Here is a 23,770-nt window from a genome sequence, read left to right as displayed (position 1 = left end):
GGGATCAGAAATGGTCCCTCTATTTTTATTGTCCTTGTGTGTTTTTGTTTTTAATATCTTGAATCAATTCCAACCTTTTTTCAATGACGAGTAACGCAGATTTATTTTTCGTTTTTCTTCTCAATAAAAGTAGTCTTCTAATCCCAATTCTCCTATCCGCAGCTTTTAATATATTTACAAGTCCCCATAGATCTTTTTCAAAATGTTTTTGAAACAACTCTTCTTTATCCATTTGAATATATTCTTCAATCAAATCTGATATTTCAGAAATATCCGTATTGTATGGATAAGTTTTGATAACTCCGTCTTTTTTTAATTTTTTATCTATAAATTGTTTTGGATAATCCCAAATTATATTTTTGTCTAAGGTAATCCAATATCTAGGCAAACCTGTCGATCCACGTTCAGAATGCATCGGATAAACTATACAATGAATCTGAAAATTCAAATTTTCATCGATTAAATTATACAAACGACTTTGTAACTTACTCCAAGGTTTTGATTTCATAATCTCACACGTAAATGTTGGATTCAGCTCTTGCTGAAATTAAATTAATCAGAGAAAAGATAACAAAACTTGGATGTATAAAAATAGTATCAAAAATCAACGGTCGATTTTGTAAAAGTTTTTGAGAATTACGTCTAACACAGAATTGTCGCTTTTTAAAGTAAATCCTATATTCTAAGTTTTTAAACAAACGCAAATTCCACACAACGCAAAAGGGATCGATGAATGAACTCAGCACAACGCTCTCTATGAATCGCGTTGTGGAGTCAAGTTATTGAAATTAAAAAAATTGAATATATAACTGTGATACATAATAACTTGACCAGAGTGGAGAGTCTGGTCCGGCAAAGCCGGATTCGCCCTGATTTTCTTAAGTCGATTTTGGGACACGCTGTAAATGTTGTCTCGAGCATTATTTAAAGTTTTATTTGAAAACTATGCTTAAAGTTATATACTCTTCTTCAAATATTAGACTTTTATTGATTCACTTTGTAAGCAAATTCTGGATATATTTTTCCTTTTCGTTTGGATACAAAAATGTTCAGTCGACATTGGCAGAATTTACGTTCATATAGAATAGGATAGACTATTCAAATCTACAATTTTTTTTAACTAATCGATTATGATTGAATTCAACGGATAATTCAGAACGATTCATAGCACCTCCGTCAAAATACTCATGACCACTTCCACTTCTTACAGGCATTCCCAACTGTAAATACACATATTTCCTTTCTTCGCCGATCAAAAGCCGTTCGCAATTAGTAACTGCATCGTACGATGGCAAACAGTTGCCACGATAAAAACATTCAGTAGCAAGAACACAACGACTCCCTATAGAAGTCAAATACCAAAGTCCTCGGAGATTTTTTTCACAAGTTTCTCTACTGACAGCACGCATTACAATTATATAAGCTAAAATAACCGAGATTGTTAGAATGGCTGGGATCATGAAAATAAGAAATGTGATATATCTTATACGCATCTATTGAATCCTTGCAAAATTATTTGTGAAAATTCAGTTGAAGCAGCGGATGTACAACGACAGATTACCCGCAGAGCACACTCTTTGTTCCAACACTCCATTCTAATTTTTGAATAGAGTGTTTTCAGTTTTTACCTTAAAAATTAACTCGCCGAGTATTGGTCCATTAGAGATTTTGCAATTACTCTCAAAGCCATCACTTCTTCTGCACCTTCAAAGATAGAAAAAACTCTAGCGTCCACAAAATAACGAGAAACCGCGTATTCTTCCGCATATCCCATTCCACCGTGTATCTGCATCGCTTCTCTTGTCACCCACTCCGCCACTTTAGACGCGTAAAATTTGATCAGAGTCGCTTCCATTTGTCCTTTGTGGTTATCTAACAAATTGGCCACGTGATTTGCATATTGACGAGACGCTTGTAAGATTACGGCCATTCTTGCAATTTTATATTTTGTTAAATTATATTCGTAGATTGGCTTTTGGAATACGGCTCTCTCTCGCGCATAACGTAGCGCCGCTTCCAAAGCAGCTTGCATCACTCCATGCGCGCGCGCAGCGGTTTGAATTCTTCCTCCCGCAAACCCTTCCATCTGAAAGTAAAATCCCTTCCCTCTTCCTGCTTCTCCGCCTAACAAGTTTTCTGCGGGAACAAAGTAATTGTCAAAAGAAACTTCAAAAGAATGCATTCCTCGATAACCGATCGTTCCGATCGCTTTCCCTTCTATCTTTCCACCTTCTGGTTGTGTGTATGTAAATTCGTGTCCAGTAAAAGTTGGTTTTTCTGCTAAAAGAATTGATAATCCCTTGTGTTTTAAAGAAGGATCCGACTCCGTTCTACAAAGAATTAATAATAGGTTTGCATAACCTGCAAAAGTACACCAGGTCTTGACTCCGTTGATCACCCAACCACCGTTAGCTGGTTTTGCGGTAACGGAAACTCCTGCAACGTCTGACCCGTAATTCGGTTCCGTTACCATGATCCCTGCCATTCTTTCTCCGGAAGCGAGAAGAGGAAGCCACTTGTCTTTCTGTTCCTGAGTCCCACCTTTCAGAAGAGCCTTGGACATGATCTCTGGTCTTGTAATCAATGAACCTGCAATTCCTAAACCACCTCTGGATAATTCTTCGGTCACTACGAGCATGGAAAGATTATCCGGTTTATCGTTAGGTTGAATTCCACCATACGATTCAGGAATACAAAGTCCAAAACATCCCATTTCTTTTAATCCGCCGATGATGTCTTCCGGAATGATATCGTCGTGTCTGTGAACGTGTTCCGCATGAGGTATCACTACGTCTTCTGCAAACTTCTTAAAAGTCTCACGAAACATTTCGTGATCTTCATCCAAACCGTAAGCTCCGAAATGTCCTTTCGCAACGATCTTCTCCGCGATCTCATTATAGTTTTGGATCGCCATCGCGTTTTCTAAGAATTGATTGATTTCATCGTTGAAAATTTTAGAAACTAAATCGGAAGATTTGATTCCGTATTCGGAAGGACGAGAACTAATTTCAGATCGTATATGATTTACGGTTTCCGCCGCAAATACAACTGCCATTTCTTGTTCTAAATCTCCAGTTCCACGGGAAGAGTCCCAAGCATATTCAATAAATTTTTCTGCTATTCTTTGTTCGGAAGTAAGCCAAGCGATCTGGTATTGAACGAGTTGATTTTCGTCCATCTTATCCACGGAAACTTTTCCGTTTACACTACAACGTGCGGCAAGTGCCTTCGTAACTTCTTCGATCACTCCTGCGGAAACAGTAAGTGCTTTTTTAGCGGTTGTCTGATCGATTGTTTTGATTGCGCTCATGTTTGTTTTCGAATCCTGGTAGTATGATATTTAAAGTTGGAATCCGTTTACTAGAAAATCAAAACTTATCCCTCTGTCATTTGCTTTTTGATCCATCTTCACAAGAACAATCGGCCTCAAAATAAGGCCTGGATCGTTAAAACATTTGTGTTCTCGGAATAAGTTCATTTTATTATGAATCAAGACAACGTTAAGTAAATGCAAGAGAATGAACACAACCTCCCGATTTTATTTCTTAGAAAGTTTTACGCCAGACTTACAAAATATAAGAATACAAAAACAGATTGAATCGGACTGGATGGAGCAATCCAATATAATTGGGAACAAATAGAAAATGAAAATCTTGTTTAGAATGATGATAACGATCTTGATGGCCGCTCAGATGGATTGCGCCACAATTCAAATGCTTGAAGACGCCCAATTTTTACCCACACCCGTTTGGTCCATGGCAAGATACGCAGATAAAACCATCTCTCCGGAACTGTCTAAAAATCCTAACGTCTGGAATCCTCCCCTCTGGATTTATCCAGGGACACGACGCTACTGGATGACTGGTATCAATAAGAATTTTCCTTTTAGTGTTATTGATCTTACTTTGTCCTTCTTGGCGGATACGATCCTACTTCCTATTACAATTCCGTTGACGGCATACTACTATTGGAGAGTTCCCGAGGCCTGGGAGTCAGGCCTTCTGATCGGAAGTATCGAGAACAACGATCTATCCGGAGTTCGCCGATGCATCGAGACTGGCGCGGATGTAAATTCCACATTCATTGGTCCACCTCCATTGTATTTTGCTATTAAGAACGAGAACGTTGAAATTGTGAGACTCCTCTTAGAGAAAGGCGCCGATGTGAATTTCCAAAACAACACCTTCTATGATCAATCTTTATTGTATTTTGCTATTGAGAAAGAGAACACTGAAATCGTTGAGCTTCTTTTAAAAAAAGGCGCCGATGCAAATGCAAAGAGTTGCGATCTTTTTCGCCGTTGTAATTATCTATTCTTCAAAGTAATAGAACGCTATTCTAATCTTTCCCCAAAAAAAGATAAAAGACCCGAAATTGTCAGACTGCTCTTAGAAAAGGGAGGAGCCGATGTCAATGCTACTTTGGCGGAAGACGGAACAAGTCCTCTACACTACGCAGTGGAGAAAAAACATAATATTCAAATTGTAAAACAATTAGTAGAACACGGCGCCAACGTAAACGGTAAAGATGTTTATCAGCAGACCCCACTGTATGATGTAGCCTCAAAAGAAATCGCACAATATCTTTTGCAACAAGGCGCAGATCCAACCGTAAAAAACAGCACTGGGGAAACCCCTTTGGAACGTGCAAAATATCTAATGAACTTAGACAGAAAAAATAATTATGATGCACTTAAGTTTCTTGAAGACACTCCCTAATTGCCAACAGATATTTTTAACAAATCCGTTCTTAAAGAGTTATTGAAAAACTAATTCTCCATCGGCGTTCATCGTATTGAAATGCACAATTGAAGCAATTTCGTTTAACTTCACTATGAAATTTTTCAACAACTCTATTATTAAAATATAAACTATGAGATTGAGTATTTTATTATATAACTCTGAGCAATACAAGGTTTGTTTTGAAAAAGAATGTTCGTTATTTATCTCGATGCCGAGAAACCATTTTGATTCTCTTAAATTGTGTCAGTTTACAACATAGTTGTTTATCTTCAAAACAATCGGTTACCGGATGAAAACGAACCGACTCATACAAGTGGTCTTCGTAACCATTTTCCAAATCCAAAGTTTTATTTTTGAATTTCCAATTTTTTGAATCCAAAGAAGTGGATTTTAATGCCTCGCATCCTGTAAATTTTTGACTGCAAGTTTTTTCTGATACACGAATTATTTCAGAATCGGAAGAACTATAATCCTCGGCTGCGTAGGAATGAGTCGACAGATGATCCATATATCGCCCAAAACCTTCGATACCTATTGCAGTGCAGCGTCTCATCTTTCCCCAAGGTTCAAACTTTTCTATATAAAATTCAGGATACTCTCCACAATGATGATCATTAACTACTCTTCCGGTTTTTCTGCCAAAAACTTTAAAATTACTCAATATAAGAATATCATAATTCAATTTTTTTACTGGAGAATTTTCTCCCTTGGGATGCACCGTTTCAAAAGGGCCTTTTTCTGATTTTGCAATCTCCAAAACAGAACGTCCGCAGGGTTCCGCATACTTTGTAAAGTATAGACGATTGGAAGAGTTTCCGAAAGCGGAATCGATATTGACTTCGTCTCCCAATTTGTTTTTAGAAAGAAAATCCTTAAATCGATCACAACCCCAAATAAAACATACAAACAACATAAAAAAGTAGATACGTTTTTTTGAATTAAAAGTCATATAAACTCCCAGCCTAATTTGAAACTTCGATCAAACAAATCGGTTTTCTCAAAAGCCATCTCCGTTTTACTTTCGAAAAACCGTTTTAGATCAGCAAAAATCCAATTTTGAGATAATCTCTTAGCTTGATCTTATTCGATCAAATAATCCTTAAATTAAGAAAATAGAATGTTTATAAGATAGAAAATAACACATCCTGTTAACCTCAAAAAACGAAGAAACCTTTTATAAAATGAATCTTATAAAAACGCCGAATTGTGATCTTTATTCAAAGGTTAGCGTGATACGTTATTCATATCAAATGAGATTAATACTTTTAATAGTATCTTCCTATCCAATATAGAACGCCATCCTATTTGATTTTTTTTAAATTTTACAAAGGCCTTCTTAATTTAAACCGAAACAGACATCGACTCGATCATTTTGTACTTTCAATTTTTAACAGAGAATTATAATCGACCTTCCGAATGGAAGGTGTCGTTTTTTGGACTTTAAAAAAATACAAAAACGCTTAGATGAACTGGAAGCAGAAATTGTCTCCCTCAAAAAAGAAATTTTCACCTATTCAAAAAATCAAACCGATCTAGAACCGAAAGAAGCCGCTTCTACAACATTTGTAAGCCCCTCACCAACTTTAGAAACTCTTCCTAAAAAGAGAAGTCCGGAATGGGAACTTTTTTTAGGCGGAAATTTTTTAGGAAAACTAGGATTATTCTCCATTCTACTTGCCAGTGTATGGTTCATTAAATATGCCTTTGACAATCGTTGGGTAAATGAATCCGGTCGAATTTTAATTGGTTTATCGATTGGTTTTGGGGTTTGTATTACAGGTCTTCAATTAGCTAGAAAGAAATTTCGGATTTTACCCGAATCAGTTTTAGGAACCGGATTTTCAATCGTCTATCTCAGTTTATTTAGTGGATATTACTACTACGATTTATTCTCTCTTTCGGAAACCTTTTTATATCTTTCTTTGTTAAGTATATTCTCCTCTGGTTTGGCCTATTGGATTCGAAAGGAAATTTTATACATTTTTGCGCTGATCGGTTCTATTTTATCTCCAGTGTTGATCTCACAAGGAGAAAACTCTTATCAATTTCTTTTTGGATATTTAGTATTTTTGAATATATTGCTTTTCTTAATTTCTAGAAAAATACCTTGGATCGTATCTTCTTTTTTCCTATTAATCGCAAACTTTGCATTATATCATTTTTGGGCGATAAAAAACATCAATCAAAGCGGCTTCATCGTTCCATTCTCATTTATAAATATTACATATTTATTATTTGCTTATGGAAAGGTTTTCTTTTTTCCAAAACTTTTACAAAAAAACGAAAACTCAGGTGGAATTTTTCCCCAATGGAATTGGATATTTTATCCTATCTTTCTCGTTTTAAATTCTCTAAGTTTCGGACTTATGGGATATATGCAAATAGAGGAAACTTATCCAAAATTGAGTTCCCATTTTATACTGTTCGGTGCTATTCTTTTTTCATTATGGATCTTGATTAGTCGAAAAAAATCCGACTTCTTTTATCCATCACAACTTGAAATATTTGAAATGATCCATTTGTATCTTCTTTTAGGATTTACCTTTGCCGCTCTTTTAAATTTTTCGGAAGGGAACTGGCTTACTTTTGCCTGGATCATTTTTGCGGGAGTAATTTCTCTTTTAAGTTCAAAATTCGAAAACACACATCTTCGATACGTTTCAGCCGGTTTTTGGATCCTGGCGTTGTTCAAATTGTATTTTTTCAATCCGATGGACGACGTAAACCGTTTGTTTTTGTTAAACGAACGATTCGCTTTATACGTCCTTTCTTCCTTATTTCTTTTCGGAACATACTATATTCAAAAAAACAAAGATTCTTTCTGGTTTCATCGAGGATTTATTTATATGGGAATTTTCACTTTTATTTTAGGCACTCTGATAGACGTTTATCACACCGTCCATAACGAACATTATAGAAATTTAGGATATTCTTATGTTCTTGCTTTTTATGCAGCCGTGTTTTTATTTATAGGATTTAAATACTCTTTTCGATCCCTTCGAATCGCTGGATTTATCGTTACGGCCGTGTTAGTTGGAAAATTCTATTTTTACGATATATGGACAATGAGTAAAATTGTTAGAATTATAGCCGGATTTACCTTGGGCACAGGTTTTATTTTAGTAAGTTTATTTTATCAGAAGTTTAAAGACAAAATTATAAACTACCAAAATACTTCTGGGTTACTCTTACTTTTTTTAGCAATCTTTGCTTCTTTCTTTGCCTCTCCTTTAAACGCAGAGAAGATCGACACAAAAGGTTATCGGTATTATAAGGAAATTCAAATTCCAAAACTATCTAATCCAACTGAAAGTGAAGAAGGAGAAAAACTATTTTACGGAAGAATAAAATTAGACGAGGACATTGTCAGACATTCCGGAATCAATGATAGAAGGATTGTTTATAACGATCGAACGATTCCTTTTATTTCCAGAAATGTAATGGGAGCGTACGAAGAAGGAGAAAAAAAAGTAAACCTACTCTTCCAAGAAAAAGACGAAGACATGAATGGTATCTACGTTTTAAAACTTCCTAAAATTCCCTCTAAAACAAGATATAAATCTATAGTTGCAGAAGGGTCAGGAGAATACGAAATCAAAGGGAAAATCTACTTAGGAAAAACCTTAGACGATTGGACACTAGATTCCGACTTTACGATCTATAGTTATAACGGAGAAAACGTATTAAACGAAATAAAATTCAATTCGGATGATGAAAAATTTGTTCGTATCGAAATAAGTCAAAACGCTTCCAACATAAAATTAGAATTTACTAAAGTTCTTTATGAATCGGTTTCCGAAAAAATGGAATTCAAAAAAACCGTAGAAAAATCTGATTTAGAATCTGGTTTTAATTCAGATAATAGATCGAGCGTATTCTATTTTAGAAATCCTATGAAGGTTCCGATTCATAGAGCGATGTTATTTATCAAGGAAAATAAGTTCGAAAGAAAAGTGAACGTATTCTTTAAAAATTCTTCTAAAGAATTTGAGCTATTAGAAGAGGGAACAATATTCCATAAACAGAATGGATCGTCAGAAATAAATTTAGTTTTTTCGAAACCTATTTCTTCCGAATTAAAAATAGAAATTTTTGACGGAGACGACGATTCTCTCACATTAGAAAAAATGGAAGTTTTTATTCTTCAAGAAGAAATCATATTTCCTCTCAAGTTAGAAAACGATTCAGAATCGATTCAAAATTTAAGAATTTATTATGGAAACCCTTACGCTTTTTATCCGGAGTTCGATTTTGAAAAAACTTTTTCGGATTCTATACATCTAAACGAAGCTATTATTCAAAAAGAAAGTGAAAATGAAGATTTCGGCTATTCGATCGGAGAACCTCCTGTTTCTACTTGGATCATAAGAGGTTTCTTTTTTTTCGGTTTAACAATACTGACTTTTTTAACCTATAAGGTTTTTCGTTCTAAAATTTTAGATGGACCGACTATTTAGTGCTTGTTCCAAAATCTCAAAGAATTTTTCGCGATTATTCTTTAGAAATTTTTAATATTCTGCAGTAGTTCTCATTAGGTTGAATTTAGCAATTTGCGAAATTTCTCGAGCAATTCTAATCTCATTAAATTTTCGTAGTAATTCCCACATTTTTGTGAAACTGAATCTCATTTCCTGAATGCTGATTCTTAAAGAAACATTCGCTGAGTTTTTCGGGTCATATTCAAATTCAGCAAACACCTCCTATGAGTCGGTGTTTAGGATTTTGGGCAAATTCTTAACTAACATTCTTTCTATTACTCAGAATCACATAAGTTAATTATAATATTTAAATAGTACTTTATGATAAAAATTTAAGGTACCTAATTTTATAGGACTCAATTTTTATTTTTTGGAATCCTTTATAAAACGGATTTTTAATTTGTGTAGTTTACAAAACGGCAGTTTTATAATGAAAACATTTTCTAATTTCAAACCGTTTGACTGCGAACTAAAGAAGTACGAATTCTAAGCAGATTATTTTTAATTCTTCTTTTTTGATCTTCGGTCAAAAAAATTTCTTTCTTTTCAGCCCTTTGAATGACTAAATCCGCTTTGGTAACAAACTCAATCGCTGCATCGTCTAAAGATTCTCTATTTTTCTGTTTTTCCCGGAAAACATCCAAAGCTTTTTGAACTTCAATTAGTTCCCGAGTTACATTTTTAATTTCTAAATCTGGAGTAGACATTTTCTTTTCCTGATCGATTTTAAGGAATCGATCACCTTCTTTTAGATTCGTCTCTACAACGTTTTTTGTACAGTAAATTTTTAAATCTGAGTGATAACTTTATCATAATCTATTTCAAAATATCTTAACGTTCCCAACAGATACAAACTTTTAACGCAATAATTTGATATAATGATGTTTAGAGTTTTTCCTAAAACTTCAAAGAATTTTACGCTATAATTTAGTTCTTTAGAATTTTTTAATATTTTGTAGTAGTTCCTACACATTGGGCAATTTGCGAACTTTCGAGTAATACTAATGTCGTTAAATTTTCATAGTAGTTCCCACATCTTAGGAACCAATCTATTCCAACTTTTTTCAGAAAAATGAATTCCTTACATAAACTCACGTTAGCTAAATATCAATTTCTGAACAAAATCAATCCCGTCGAACGTCAGTAGAAGCGAGACGCTTTAATTTCACAAAAATATGAGAACTCATATAACTTTTAATATTGTTCAAAAGTTTATAAATGGTTCCGAAAGACTTACTACGCGGACGCATGAAAATAGTACCAAGTTATTAACGGCCGAATTTACGAAAAAAATAGCGGTACTTAAAAAATACCGCAAATTCGAGATTATGGCATTTTAAAGCAGGGCCAAAATATTCAAATTTTTGAAACAATCACCCAAGTATTCTATTCGTGCGTCCGAGTAGTAATTTGTGGGAACTATCACATTTTATTAAAGATTCAAAAATAGAATTGTTGAAAAATTGATCCTCCATTGATTTCCGTTGTATTAAAATGGACAATTGAAACAGTTTTGTTAATCTACACTATAGAATTTTTCAATAACTATAATGTTTGATTTTAAGTTTTTGGACTCCTCTACCTAATATAAAATCGAATACCTAAATTTTTATCCCAATAGCGCCGTTTTACGTAAGTTCGATAAAATCCAATGCGAAAGCGATTGAAGCGGAGTCGATTAAATTGAAATTAAAAACGAAATATAATATTACGTTTCTTTCATGCAATTTATCGACTGGAGCTGAAAGCGGTCCGGCAACGCCGGATTCGCCCAGTTTTTTTACTCTGAATTCGCAAGATCGATGTGTAAATCTATTGAATTATGTTTTTATTATATACTTCCGAGTAATATAAAAGTTTTAAGGTAAAAATCCATTAATTCAATCGTAAAGTACGTCTATGTACTTTTTCTTGGCTTCTAAGTGTTCTTTCAGAGATTTTGCGAAATAGTGATAACCGTCCCCTTTTAAAAGAAAAAACAGATAATCGGTTTCCTTAGGATAAAAAGCCGCTTCCAACGCCGGAAAACCAGGATTAGAAATCGGTCCGGGAGGAAATCCTTTATTAAGATATGTGTTATACGGAGATACGATCTTGAGATCCTTTTCAAAAATCCTGCTATGAGGTTTATCAAAAAGATATTGAATTGTTGCGCAAGATTCCAAAGGCATATCCCTTTTTAGACGATTGTTAAATACTCCCGCCATAAGAGGTCTTTCCTCGTTTCGTTTCGCCTCTCGTTCTACTACAGAAGCAAGAATTATAAATTTATGAAGTTCTAAAGGAGAAAGATTTTTAGATTTTTCTATCTTTGTAATTCGAACGTAAAATCTTTTAATCATCATTCGAACGATTTTATCAACTGGATAATTGATCGGAACGCTGTACGTCTCCGGAAAAAGATAACCCTCTGCAGAAGTAGATGGAATTTTAAACTCTCTCAATAATTGTGGTTCACTGGCAGCCAGTAAGAAATCCTGACGTTTGGAAATGATTTTTTTAGAAACGAGTAAATCTCCGATCTGTCTATTGTTATAACCTTCTGGAATCGTAAAGTTTACGAGTTTAACTTTTCCTTCCGTAATCACTTGTAGAATTTTTCTAGAATCCATTCCATCGTTAATCTCATAAAGCCCTTGTTTGATCTTACCAGCGCTACGAGTAAACCGTACTAAATAAAGAAAATATTTGGAAGACTTGATCATTCCATGTGTGGATAACGTTTCTACAATTTTCCCGGAAGTATCCCCGGATTCGATAAGAAGTTCTATTTTATTCTGACCAGACCCGACCGCACCTCCTTTGAGTTCGTCCACGATAAAAAAAGTAACGGTCGCAATTAAAAACAGAACTCCAATAACAAATCCGGAGAAAATCAAAAACTTTTTAATATTCATAAATCCATTTATATCCTTCGACAAGTTTCCAAAAGGCAGAATACAATTTTAGCTCTTTTCTGGAAGAAAATTTCTCGGAACCGGAAGTAGTTTCCAAGTGACTCCTTCCATTCTCTCCCTAAAAAAACAACTGTAGTAACCTTCATGGCAAGCAGCTACTTCTTGTTCCACTTGATAGACTAAAAAAGAACGATCCGTAGGAGATAGAATTTGGAGAATTTTTTGAGTATGTCCCGAAGTATCTCCTTTTTTCCAAAGTTGATTTCTGGACCGGCTAAAGTAATGCGCATATCCGGTTTTTAAAGACAAAGTTTGACTTTCTTCATTCCCAAACGCTTGCATAAGAATCTGGCCTTGAAGATCGATCGCCACAACTGGAACCAAATCTTTTTTTCCAGTCAAAAGTAGTTCCGTCGTTTTTTGAAAATCTAACGGTAAAAAATCGACATGTAAAAATAAAACCGTGTCCTCGTCGCAATCCACTTCTTCTCTAAAACCTTTAGGAAGTGTCTTTCTATACTGTGATAATTCTTCTTCCATAATTCGAGTTAGAGAAGCAATCGATCTAGTTGGTTCTTGTATTTTTAGAATTGTAATTTCTCTAGAACTCATTTTCGTTTTTTAGACTCACTTGAACTTTTCTAAATTGTAAGAATGTTTTAAAATTTGTAATGCGACTTAACCTGTGGGAACTCTCACAAATCTATATTTTACGGTAAAATTTTGAAATGTGGGAACTCCACCATTTTAGTCTTTAAAAAAAGAAACTATTTCATTGTAAAAAGAATAGTTTCCACTTTCTAAGTAAACTCATTCTACGATAATTCAAACAAGAACTACCAAAATCTATAAATGTGAAAACTACTGTATTTTCACGTTTTCCAATGGTTCTAAAAATCGAAACATCTCACTCCTACAAGTAGTTTTCATTATTGTGACGTTCGCCAAACAGCGATTTTATATAGAAATTTAATTGACGACCAATTTTTTTGAATTTTATAAAGGCTCCCATCGCAAAAAATCCATTCAAAACCAACACGTGGGTTTCGATATTAAGATTTTTGTTTTATAAAACTTAATTTTTCCGCAAAAAATGTGGGAACTCACACAACCCGCATTTTTAACAGTTAAATTCTGAAAATGTAGGAACTCATACCAGCTAATACAATGTTTAAGGCGACAAAATCCGTGGGAACTACTGCATTTGATTAGAAATTTCTAAAGGACTATCTTTTATACTTTTGAGGTTTTGAAACAAACTCTTAGATCATGTGAGTTCAATATCAGAGAAATTAGGAAAATCTTTCTAAAAGTAATAGTTCCTACATTTATTTTTGGAATAGTTTTTAAAAACTAAAAACATTGAAGTTGTTGAAAAATTCCGCAGTTCAAATTAACAAAACCGCTTCAATCGTCTATTTCAATAAAATAAAAACAGATGAGAAATTAATTTTTCAACAACTCTATTATATAACTCTGAAGAATAAGTTCTAAATACAAAAACAATCTTTCTACATGATCAAACTGACAAACACAAAATTAACAATAGAACATTAGTAAATTATTATCTACTAACAACGTTCATGCGATTAGGACAAATTTATTTGAAAACGACTATAATTAGAAAAATTTGGAGAATCCGTTTAAAACGAATTCTCCATTTAAAAAACTGAATATTATTTTTTACTCTTTTTAGGAAGTTCTACTTCTACTTCTTCTTGCATGGAAGCCCATTCTTTTTCGTAAAACTTCTGTTTGTTGGTCGAAGGTGCATGTTGAACCATAGATGCGTTCATATCATATTCAGGACGAAATTTACTTTCGATCCATTCTCTAAATCGATCGATAAATCCGAAAATAGAAGGTACTACAACGAGAGTCACCACTGTGGAAAGTATCAACCCTCCTATAATCGCAATCCCCATCGCGGTTCTAGATTTTGCAGCTTCTCCAAATCCAAGTGCAATTGGGACCGTTCCCATAATCATAGCGAGAGAAGTCATTAAAATTGGTCTGAGTCGAACAAGCCCCGCCTCATAGATCGCGTCATTTCTAGACATACCTTTTTCTCGGCTCGCTTGCATCGCATAATCCACAAGAAGAATAGAGTTCTTTGCAACAAGACCCATAAGTAGAATCAAACCGATCATCGAAAAGAGATTGAGCATTTCTCTTGTAAGTGCGAGTGCAAAAAACGCTCCCGAAATCGCAGGTGGAATTGCAAACAAAATCGTGACCGGAGTGATAAAGGATTCATATAACGAAGCTAAGACGAGATAAATGAACACAAGAGCCAATCCGAACGCGAGAACTATGTTCGCTAAAAGTTCTTTGAAGTCTTCCGATTGCCCTTGAAAATTGTATCGAATTCCGGGTGGAGGAGGTAACTCTTTTCTGAGAATTTCATCCGCAATCCGAGTCGCATCTTGAACCGCACCTCCCGGCGCTAAGTTTGCATTGATCACGATCGTTCTAGCACGGTCAATCCTGTTGATTCTAGAAGGTCCAGCTGTTTCTTTACCTACACTAATCGCAGAAAGCGGAATTAATTTGTTTGCGATATTCGGAACCTTCGTTTGGTCATAAGCCATTCTCAGGTTTCTTTGATCAGGACGAAGCCTCATCTTAACTACGTATTCAATTCCTCGATCGTAAAATTTACTAACCTCGTCTCCCGCAATCTGATACCGAAGTTCAGAACCAGCAACCCCTGGAAGAACTCCTACAAGCTGCATTTTCATATTGTCCAAATGAATTTGGTATTCCGGTTTCCCTGCTCTATAATCCGTATCTAAGTCAGCTAGATCGGATAAGGACTTTAATTTTGTGAGTACCTTTTTAGAATAGGCTTCCATCTCCCCGAGATTTTCCCCTTTGATCACAAGTTGGAACGGATATTGAATCCCACCTCCCACGGCGCTATAATCAGATACGGCGGGCCTTGCATATTCAAAAGGTTTTAAAAGTTCTCTGATTTGATCCTTAACTTGGGTTGTAGTAAGTTTTCGTTTTTTAGAATCTACTAATGTAATCGCAAGAGTTCCCGCGTTAGGTTCTCCTCCATCCGGTTTACCGATGGTCACCGCAATCATTTCCATTTCCGGAATTTTTTTCAAAACTTCTAAAACTTGATCTGCTACTTGTTTGGTTCCGTTCAAACTAGTTCCAGGAGGTAAATCTAAGGTAACTAAAAATTCTCCCTGATCGTTTGCAGGTAAAAAGGTACTTTTTACCAACTTCAAAGATAAGATCGAAAGAATAAAAATTCCAAGAGAGAGTAAAAGAACGATTCCGGGTCTTTTTAAAGCCACCTTCATCACTTTCCCATACTGTCTTTCCAACCAAGTCTGGAATTTATCGAAAAGTTCCACTGCCTTATTCGGTTTTGCATTATGATCGATCTTGCCCGCAAAGTAAGCGGAAAGCATAGGTGCAACCGCAAGACCATCAAAGAGCGAAATGAGCATCGCAAACACTACTGTTAAACCAAATTGTTTAAAGAATTGTCCTACGATTCCGGAAAGAAATCCCACTGGTAAAAATACGGCAATTACAGTTAAAGACGTACCAATAACGGCTAACGTTACTTCTGTGGTTCCGGTTTCCGCCGCTTCCATCACCCCTTTTCCTTCTTCCAGTTTTCGGAATATATTTTCCCGAACCACGATCGCATCGTCTACGAGTAAACCTACTGCCAAAGAAAGAGCCAAAAGAGTCATAACGTTGATTGTAAAACCCATCGTCCACATAAGAACAAATGCACCTAACATAGAGTTAGGAAGTGCAAGTCCCGTAATGACCGTGGAACGAAAATTTCCTAAAAAGAAATAAACAGTAATAACGGCGAGTAAGATTCCTATTACGATCGCTTCAGTTACGTCTTCTACGTTATAACGAATCCACTTTGATCCATCTCGAATCAAACGGATTTTTGGTTTTCCTTCTAAGTTCTGAATTCCTTCGTTAAGTTTACCAATTCTTTTAAGCACTTCGTCTGCAACGGAAACCGTATTTGCACCTGATTGTTTATAAACATCTATAAATAAAGCGGGTTTAGTTTCTTTAATTGCAGTTGCGGAGTTTTCTTTTTTGCCTTTGAAAAAATTTCCGATTTTAGTAAGAAAAGAAACTTTTTCTTCTACTCCTTCTCCTTGGGAAGCCCAAAGATAACCGATCGTTTCTTCGTCTTCGGTTCCGTCTCGAACGGTTCCCAATTGTTTAATTAAAACTGCATTTCCTACTTCACCGCTAAAAGAAACGATTGTATTTTCGATTTGAGAAAGAGATTCATACCTGCCTAAAGTTCGATAAGAAGTTTCTTTAGAACCAGATTCAAACTTTCCAACTGGAACGTTCAAGCCAGCAGTTTTCAAACGATTGGCGATAACTACAGTAGGCATTTGATAAGAAATGAGTTTATTCCGATCCAATTCGATCTGAATTTCTCTCCTAGTTCCACCGATTAGTTTTACCGAACCAACTCCTTGCACCTGTTCTAATCTCGCTTTTACCGTTTCTTTGGCGAGGTCATATAACTTAGCCTGATCCAAATCAGCAAACAATGCCAGACGAACGATCGGTTGGTCTGCAGGATCAAAACGGACTACTTTAGGTTCTTTGATTCCTGTGGGAAGTTTCGGTTTTACAAGGCCAACTTTATCTCGGAATTGTTGTTCCGCGTATTTAATGTCCGTATCGAGAGTGAATTCTCCGAATACCACAGAGACACCTTCTTGGTTTCTGGAAGAAATTTTTTTTAGACCAGAGATTGAAGACAATTCTTCCTCTAAAGGTTTAGAAATCAGTTCTTCAATTTCTTCCGGGCCAGCTCCTGGATAGATCGTAGCAACTGAAACAACTGGAATGTTAACATCCGGAAAAAGATCCACTCCCATTCTTCCCATAGCCACCCAACCGGTAAGAAGCATTAGGAGGACAATACTACAAATAAAAATAGGTCGTTTAATCGAAAGGTGGGCGATATTCATGGAACTACCTCAAACATTACTACCAGTGAGTATTCAGCTTATTAAAAAAGAAATCAATATCAAATTTTTGTGAAGAAATTTTGAATATTCTTTAAAATAACTTATTATATGGTGATCTTATTTTTAGACTCAAATTATATTCTTAAAATGGATTCATTGGGAAACCCAATCACTTGAAATTTTCCCCAAAGATTATAAGACGTGAATTCGGTATTAGAAAGCTAGAAAAAAATTTCCTAAAAGTAGTAACTCCCACAAATGTGTAGTGATAGTATTCACCTGACAATTGGGTAAAAATCAGTGACCTATGTGAATTAAAAACGTGGTTCTTACGTTAAACTTATAGAAAATTCTATAAAATAGATTTCAGGATGACCGTAAAACCTAATTTTATGCAAAAACTTGATTGAGAAGACGAAAATCACATTTCTAAATAAAAATAGAAGATGGTAATTAAATTAAAAATTCATTTTATAAAGGTCTTCTTATAAAATTCAAAATTCCAAAAATTTTGAATTTATTTTTTCTAATCATAACATTATGATTTCCAATCTTCAAGAAAAAGAAATCTATATACGTTATTTGAAATCAGAAAAACTCTACTTTGGAAAAAGTCAGAAGAGTTATTGAAAAAATTAATTCCCCATCTTGTTTTTGTTTCATGAAATGATTGAAGCAGTTTTGTTAATCGCCGCTGTGGAATTTTTCAACAATTCTACTGAACTCACATGATCTAGAAACTTAACAGAAAACCTCAAAGAATTTTACACTATAATTTTTTAGAAACTTATAATATTATACAGTAGTTATTATAAATTAACATGTGTTCGACGTAAGAAACCCATGATTCTGAAAAAAGTTGGAGTCTGAATTTTACAGATTGATTTAAATGTGGGAACTACCACAAAATTTAGGTTTGTCTATAAAATGATGTAGGAACACTACAAAAATCAAATTCTAAAAAGATAAACGGTTTCTAAGCGACGTAATCTGTGGGAACTTATACCTTTAGAAAAATTTTTCTTACACTGAACTCACGTTAAATTAATTCGCGTTTAACAATTTACGAACTTTCAAGTGACCTGATATCGTTCAATTTTCGTAATAGTTCCCACATTCTTGTGAAATTCAATCTTATGGATCGTTCGACAGATCACGTCTGAAACTCAACACAATGACTCCTACTGATCGCGTTGTGAAAGTGTAAGTTTTACACAGGATTTGTCGTAATTCCGACAGATTTATATTGAGATCAAATACTCTTGGGGTTGGGAACTCTCGCTTCTTTGTGAACATCCATTCCTACATATACTTTTCTTTTTATTTAATGTGAGTTCGGTATACGAATGCGAAAGCGATTGTAGCGAAAATTCCGAAGGAATTGTAGCATTATGTTGCGACAGCAAGGAGCAACATTGAGTTCAAGCGCGGTCGCGAGCCATTATATACTATAAAATCTGCGAGCGATTCGCCCAAATATTCTTACGTCGAACTCACGTTATTTACGTTCCTTCTGTTGTTTTTTTGTTTTGTGGTAAATCTTTCATCTAACCCACGATTTTCAAACCCAGAAGGGCGCCATTTTGTCTAAGGTTATCTTTGGACAATTTGTTTCGGAAGAAGTAAAAGATAAATTTCTAAAATAAGAAATTACAAATCAAATCTATGAAATGGAACTAAAACCTTCCGGAAGTGCTACCTGTGGAGATTCGTTCGATTCCAGAATTGGAATTGATTTGCCTTGAAATCGAATTTCGGTTCCGTCTATCGTTTCTTCTAAAAAAGGGCTGAGATCAGAAAGACAGTTCCGATCCAGTCTAAACTTTAGCTTTTTATGATTTAAGGTTTTAGCAAAAAGACAACCGTTTACATCTAACGCAAAAATTAAATCCTTCAACAAATAAACTAAATTAGATTCTGCAAAAAAGAATAAAGTGTCTTCCGATTCTTTACAGGCGATTAAATGGATCGGATAACCTTCCAATTCTAAATAACCGTTTTCCCTCAATTCTCCAAAACAATTGTCTATGTAAATTCCAAGTTCATCTTCGTGTAGGTTTTGACGAAAGTAAGATAGGATTTCTTTTTGATCGATTCGATTTCCTCTAAAGATCCAGCGGTCTTCAGAATCTACGAAAATTTCACTATTAAATCTTCGAATAGAATGAGAATGATCCGTAAAATCCTTCATTATAGATTATCCTTGTAACGATAAGCAACACCTTCGATGACTCCCATTTCGTTGTTTACATAACCAATCACAACCGTATTGCCGTCTCCATTCCCAGAATGGACTAAAACAGGTGGAATGTTCACAATTCCTTTTCCAGTAAAAATAACACCGTCCATATGGTTGGTAAACAATTCTTTTTTGAGATTGATAATCAGATAATCCGGGATTCTACCATTTGCAAATGAACGAATAATGATTTTACCGTATGTGCGATATGGTTTTGGAGGAGAAGTATTACGAATTTCGATTTCATTCCAAGAATTTTTATGAGAAAAGCCAAATTCTTCTCTTAAAACCGTATCTGGGATAAATTCTATAGACTCGCAAGAAAAAAGAGTGGAAAGCAAAATTGGTACAAAAACAATCTTCGAAATCTGTAAAAAGATGCGAAATCGAGAATCGTCTTCCGTTTCCGGACACATGATTCCATTCAGAAAAACCGGAAATTAGGTGCAAGTGTTTTAATCTTGTTTCTCTTTGATTGAGAAGCGAGTTGTTCAAAGTAAATTCAATGTTATGATAAAACGGGATAAGGGAAACAAGTTTCGAATTTCAATCTTGCCATCCCCTTAAAACTTCAAATGGAAGATACAGAATTAGGGAAAAGATCCAGGGAAAACGTATTAAAAATCGGTTATTGTTCTTTGGATGAAATCGAAGAAAAGGTCAAGGCGTTCCGAGTGATGAATCAAGGCGCGACCAAAAAGAGATACATCATCACAAGAGAACCTGTTCTTGATTCTTCTGGAAAAACTATTCTTACTAAAGCCGCCGAGATAGATATATCCGCAGCAAAACTTTTGAGAAGACATTTCAAAGGTTCTCAAATGTTCAAAACATTCCAACCGGACGAAGGAATCGTTATTATTTCAGACATGACTTCTGCGGAAGGAGTCTCCTTTACAATGGATATTGTGACACAGATCATGAATTTAGGGGGTGGCGCCTACGAAGGATTTATAGATCGTGTGGATAGTTTTGCTGAATTCATAAATTTATTACAAAAATCTCTTTTTCCAAAACTGATCATTATCGGTTACATCGCACAAAGTCAGGTTCAATCCGAGTTATTAAATTTCGTTCGAGTCAAAAGAGTCGATAACTATCTGAGAGCGGTTGAACTTTCTCACAGTCATTATAAAGCAGTTCCCTATTTTCCAAAAATCAAACAGGTAGAAATTTCACAGCACGATCCTAAAAGTTGGGGGCGGTTTGTAGTAGAGATCATCCGAGAATATACTCGTCCTTATCTTTTGGAAGAGATATAAAATCTAAAATCTCTTTTATAAATTTTCGTTTCTAACTATATTTATTTTTACTTAAAGTCACTGTAGAACCTAAAAATGTGGGAACTCTTACAAATTTTTAAGGGCAATCGGCAATCACTGAATCTGTGGGAACTCTCACATTTAGCGAGAAATTAAAAATGATCGCTTTGGAACAGTTTTTTAATTAACATGAGTTTGGCGTAAAGAAATCTAAGATTCATTTTCTGACAAAAAGTTAGAATCTGAACTCTATAAATCTATTTCTAAAATGTGGGAACTACCGCAAATCACGATTTTACAAACAAATTCTAAAACTGTAGGAACTCATACTTTTAAAAAATTCTTTCTTATGTCGAACTTGTGTTACTTTATTATATAGCTGAGTAATTCGGGAAAGTCCTAAATAGGAAACCTACCACAAAGAATCAGTTGTTCCAATAGATCAGCTCGAAATAAAAAAATTGAAAGTGATTTTGAAAACGGAAAAGCCAAACAAGCTTTCACTGATTTTTCAACAAAAGATCAGACTCAATTTGAAAGAATTAGATTTCAAAATTTAGACTCTAAAGAATTCCAAGTTCTCACGTAGAGGGTCCGGGAGGCTACCCAAAGCGTTGAGATACTTTTTATAACGATTTTCTATTTCAGTATATTTTCGATTTCTAATATTAATAAATCGGTTATGGATCTCTGCAAAGGCAGGAGTTTTAGCCACTTTATCTCGAACTTGTTTACTAAAAGGAATGTGTCTGTAAAAAATTCCACGAACTACTTTGTTAAGTCTCTGAACACCGTCCGCTTCGTATTTCATCCAGAGTTGATAATCATTTGCAAATATATCCCTATCATTTCTAAAACGTTTAAAGTCGGAGGCCAACTTCTCTTTGATCTCCATTGAAAGATCTTTATTTTTCTTAAAAAATTGAATATAATCCGTGTAATCTGCAGTAATCGAAGGATTACCCACGTTATTCCACTCGGCGCCTAAAATGGATTTGGTGAGTTCCCATCGAAACGCAGCCAGAGCATCCGCAACCATCGTTTTCAAATCCCCTTGCGCAAAGATAGGAAGTACAATTCTTCCGGGACTTTCTTTAGAGCCAGCTCCTCTGTGAATGGAAAGATCCTGCCACATCATTACTTTGGTTCCGATGGAAGGAACTAAGATAAAATCAGGGATTACACATTTTTGAATAAATTCTTTAGTAATTCCTAATTCGTTATTATTATAAATTACTTCTCTATGGAAAATAGAATAGTCTACCGCCATCAACTCGTGAACTACTTCTTCCAAAATCTTTTTGGAAACATAGGATTTATCAATCGCCATCTGACTATGAAACTTAGTCAAAATCGGAAAGTGGGTCGCCGGACTACCCGAGGTAAGTCTAACATTTGCTTCATAAAGGGAAGCAAACTCGAACTTGAGTCTAGTGTCCGGATTGTCTAACTCAGGCGGAATATCCGATTCTTTTTTGATCACTATATTTCTATTTTCAAGTTTTACCTTCTCAAAAAAGTTTTGCCCCATTTCGTCCAAAGAAGTTGGAACTTCCCTTTTAAATACCTTCTCCAACCATTCAGTTCCAAGTGAAATAGGAACGTTGGAAGTAAAGTTAGCTGGATCTTTTTGAGTGTACATAAAGGCAATCTGAGAATCGTCCACCAACGTTTCATCGAAATAACCGTACTTTAACATGAGTTCAACTGGTTTAGGAACGTTTCGGTTAGAGCTCATGTATTTCGTAAAACATTCCTGGTACATATCCCAATAATGTCTTCCCAAAGTCCTTCTGACCTTTCTATTGTCACCTTCCGGATCGAGAGGGTTTTTTAAACTTTTCACCTTTACCATAAGAGCGGAAAATTCTTTTATCTGTTCCGCTCCCAAACCAGAAAATTGAATGATAACGGATGCAGAATTGTCTAATTCTTTACGAATCGCGTCAACGTCCACTCCTGCCGTTGCGGAAGAAGTAACGGGAGCTTGAACTTTAGGAGCGGTTTCTTCCATTTTTTTCGCAAGTGTAACTGCTTTGGATTGAAACGCTTGTGTGTTGGGAGAAATATTCGCCACAGGAACACCGAAAAGAGCCTGATGTCCGTTTTTATATTTTTCGATTTTGCCCGCAAAAGCACCTAACACAGGTATTACGAATTCTGCGGGAGCAGTGCCGTAACCAGAAGAAGTAATATCTAAAATGAGATAGAATTTTTCTACGAGACTATTTTCACCAATAAAAAAGATACGAAATGCCTCGTCCAGATCAGTAAGACAAGTCTTAAGAATTCCAGAAATTTGATCCAACACGTTCGCCAGTTTAGAACAAACATAGGCAAGCATAGAAGGATCTGCGGTAAATAATACATTTAGGATTTTAGGATCTTGCATTACCAACTTGCGAATGAAATTGAATTCTCCGTCTTGAAAATCGATTTCTTCGGGGTAAAGTCTTGTAAGTTGAGATTCGTGTTCTTCCTCTAAAAATTGAGGACTAGGTCTATCTGGTAGAATACCTCCGTTATCAAAGAATAACTTCAAGTTCTCTCTACAAAGACGCATAACCGGATCTACTACATCAGCTGAAACCTCTGGAATTGGAGAACCAGGTTTAATGTCTGGAAATACACTTGGATTGAACTGATAATATAAAATCGATAGATTGTCGTTTACCTTTTCAATTTCAGAGGTAATTTTTCGGATCTGGTTGGATTTTTTAAAAAGTTCTGTGATTTCTCGAAGTAGTGTCCTTGCGACCATGAGCCCTAAAGAAACACGAGAACCTACACTTTTAGAGATCGTATCTCGATTCATCGCATAAGTAGAAATGACGCAGGCTTCTTCCGCTTGAAGATGAAACGGATATCTGCCACTCGTAAAAAGAGCCACAGATCCAGGAGTCAAATTGGCTCCATTCAGTTTAAAAAGTTCTAGTTTTCTACCACCTGGAACTTCGGTCAAATAACGAACCGTTCCACTATGAAGTACGTTTAGAGTATTTGCGGAAGAACCTTCTGGAAACAATAAAGTTCCCGCGGGGGCTTGGGCTTGTTGTTGTGGAACGGAGGGATCAAATGCCATATTGAAATTAATGAAAAAGAAACTATTTCTTATCCATAGAGAAAACAATTTTTTAGAAAGGGAATTAAAAAACCGTTCTGAA

General features: G+C 35.3%; 14 protein-coding genes. 3 read left to right on the top strand and 11 right to left on the bottom strand.

The window, feature by feature from the left end; translation table 11 throughout:
• Window positions 1-25 precede the first annotated feature (25 nt).
• The 3 genes from BW942_RS09480 to BW942_RS09465 form a co-directional block, all read right to left on the bottom strand.
• Window positions 26-508 carry an SF0329 family protein gene (locus tag BW942_RS09480; protein ID WP_000837676.1) on the bottom strand — a complete coding sequence of 161 codons (483 nt, stop codon included), beginning with the start codon at window positions 506-508 and terminating at the stop codon, window positions 26-28.
• Between the two features lie 586 nt (window positions 509-1,094).
• Window positions 1,095-1,460: a hypothetical protein gene (locus tag BW942_RS09470; protein ID WP_000611683.1), complete on the bottom strand. Its 366-nt coding sequence runs from the start codon at window positions 1,458-1,460 to the stop codon at window positions 1,095-1,097.
• Between the two features lie 176 nt (window positions 1,461-1,636).
• Window positions 1,637-3,310: an acyl-CoA dehydrogenase family protein gene (locus tag BW942_RS09465; RefSeq protein ID WP_001274139.1), complete on the bottom strand. Its 1,674-nt coding sequence runs from the start codon at window positions 3,308-3,310 to the stop codon at window positions 1,637-1,639.
• 334 nt (window positions 3,311-3,644) lie between these two features.
• On the opposite strand from BW942_RS09465, the gene BW942_RS09455 reads away from it, so the two are divergent.
• The gene (locus tag BW942_RS09455; protein WP_000697253.1) at window positions 3,645-4,718 is read left to right on the top strand and encodes an ankyrin repeat domain-containing protein; all 1,074 of its coding nucleotides are present in this window, start codon (window positions 3,645-3,647) and stop codon (window positions 4,716-4,718) included.
• Between the two features lie 220 nt (window positions 4,719-4,938).
• Here BW942_RS09455 and BW942_RS09450 read toward each other — a convergent pair whose 3' ends face one another.
• Window positions 4,939-5,691: a hypothetical protein gene (locus BW942_RS09450; protein WP_000143775.1), complete on the bottom strand. Its 753-nt coding sequence runs from the start codon at window positions 5,689-5,691 to the stop codon at window positions 4,939-4,941.
• A gap of 484 nt (window positions 5,692-6,175) precedes the next feature.
• Between BW942_RS09450 and BW942_RS09445 the strand changes: the two genes are divergently transcribed.
• Window positions 6,176-9,199, top strand: a complete 3,024-nt coding sequence (locus tag BW942_RS09445; RefSeq protein WP_000346055.1) for a DUF2339 domain-containing protein — start codon at window positions 6,176-6,178, stop codon at window positions 9,197-9,199.
• Between the two features lie 470 nt (window positions 9,200-9,669).
• On the opposite strand, the gene BW942_RS09435 is transcribed toward BW942_RS09445, so the two are convergent.
• From BW942_RS09435 to BW942_RS09400, 6 genes are all read right to left on the bottom strand, one after another.
• A complete protein-coding gene (locus tag BW942_RS09435; protein ID WP_000106491.1) occupies window positions 9,670-9,927 on the bottom strand; it encodes a hypothetical protein in 258 nt (85 codons plus the stop codon).
• A gap of 1,173 nt (window positions 9,928-11,100) precedes the next feature.
• Window positions 11,101-12,117 (bottom strand): endolytic transglycosylase MltG, encoded by a 1,017-nt coding sequence (mltG, locus tag BW942_RS09420; RefSeq protein ID WP_001022114.1) that lies wholly within the window; start codon window positions 12,115-12,117, stop codon window positions 11,101-11,103.
• Between the two features lie 48 nt (window positions 12,118-12,165).
• Entirely contained in the window at window positions 12,166-12,729 is a 564-nt protein-coding gene (locus BW942_RS09415) for a phosphoribosyl-AMP cyclohydrolase (protein ID WP_000098500.1), read from the bottom strand.
• 1,064 nt (window positions 12,730-13,793) lie between these two features.
• Window positions 13,794-17,105, bottom strand: a complete 3,312-nt coding sequence (locus BW942_RS09410; RefSeq protein ID WP_001017334.1) for an efflux RND transporter permease subunit — start codon at window positions 17,103-17,105, stop codon at window positions 13,794-13,796.
• A 1,663-nt stretch (window positions 17,106-18,768) separates the two neighbouring features.
• A complete protein-coding gene (locus BW942_RS09405; RefSeq protein WP_000651384.1) occupies window positions 18,769-19,296 on the bottom strand; it encodes a hypothetical protein in 528 nt (175 codons plus the stop codon).
• The gene (locus tag BW942_RS09400; protein ID WP_002081002.1) at window positions 19,296-19,685 is read right to left on the bottom strand and encodes a hypothetical protein; all 390 of its coding nucleotides are present in this window, start codon (window positions 19,683-19,685) and stop codon (window positions 19,296-19,298) included. The genes BW942_RS09405 and BW942_RS09400 overlap by 1 nt, the downstream gene beginning before the upstream one ends.
• Window positions 19,686-19,919: 234 nt before the next feature.
• Here BW942_RS09400 and BW942_RS09395 point away from each other — a divergent pair, with 234 nt between their 5' ends.
• Window positions 19,920-20,606, top strand: a complete 687-nt coding sequence (locus tag BW942_RS09395) for a hypothetical protein (RefSeq protein ID WP_000390247.1) — start codon at window positions 19,920-19,922, stop codon at window positions 20,604-20,606.
• 556 nt (window positions 20,607-21,162) lie between these two features.
• Here the strand turns inward: BW942_RS09395 and BW942_RS09390 are convergent.
• Window positions 21,163-23,688 carry a cyclic nucleotide-binding domain-containing protein gene (locus BW942_RS09390; protein WP_000863354.1) on the bottom strand — a complete coding sequence of 842 codons (2,526 nt, stop codon included), beginning with the start codon at window positions 23,686-23,688 and terminating at the stop codon, window positions 21,163-21,165.
• Window positions 23,689-23,770: the final 82 nt, after the last annotated feature.

Origin of the sequence: Leptospira interrogans, assembly GCF_900156205.1 — a bacterium.
Classification (GTDB): domain Bacteria; phylum Spirochaetota; class Leptospiria; order Leptospirales; family Leptospiraceae; genus Leptospira; species Leptospira interrogans.
Note: the sequence above shows the minus strand (reverse complement) of the source record. Positions and strands in the feature narration are given on the sequence as shown.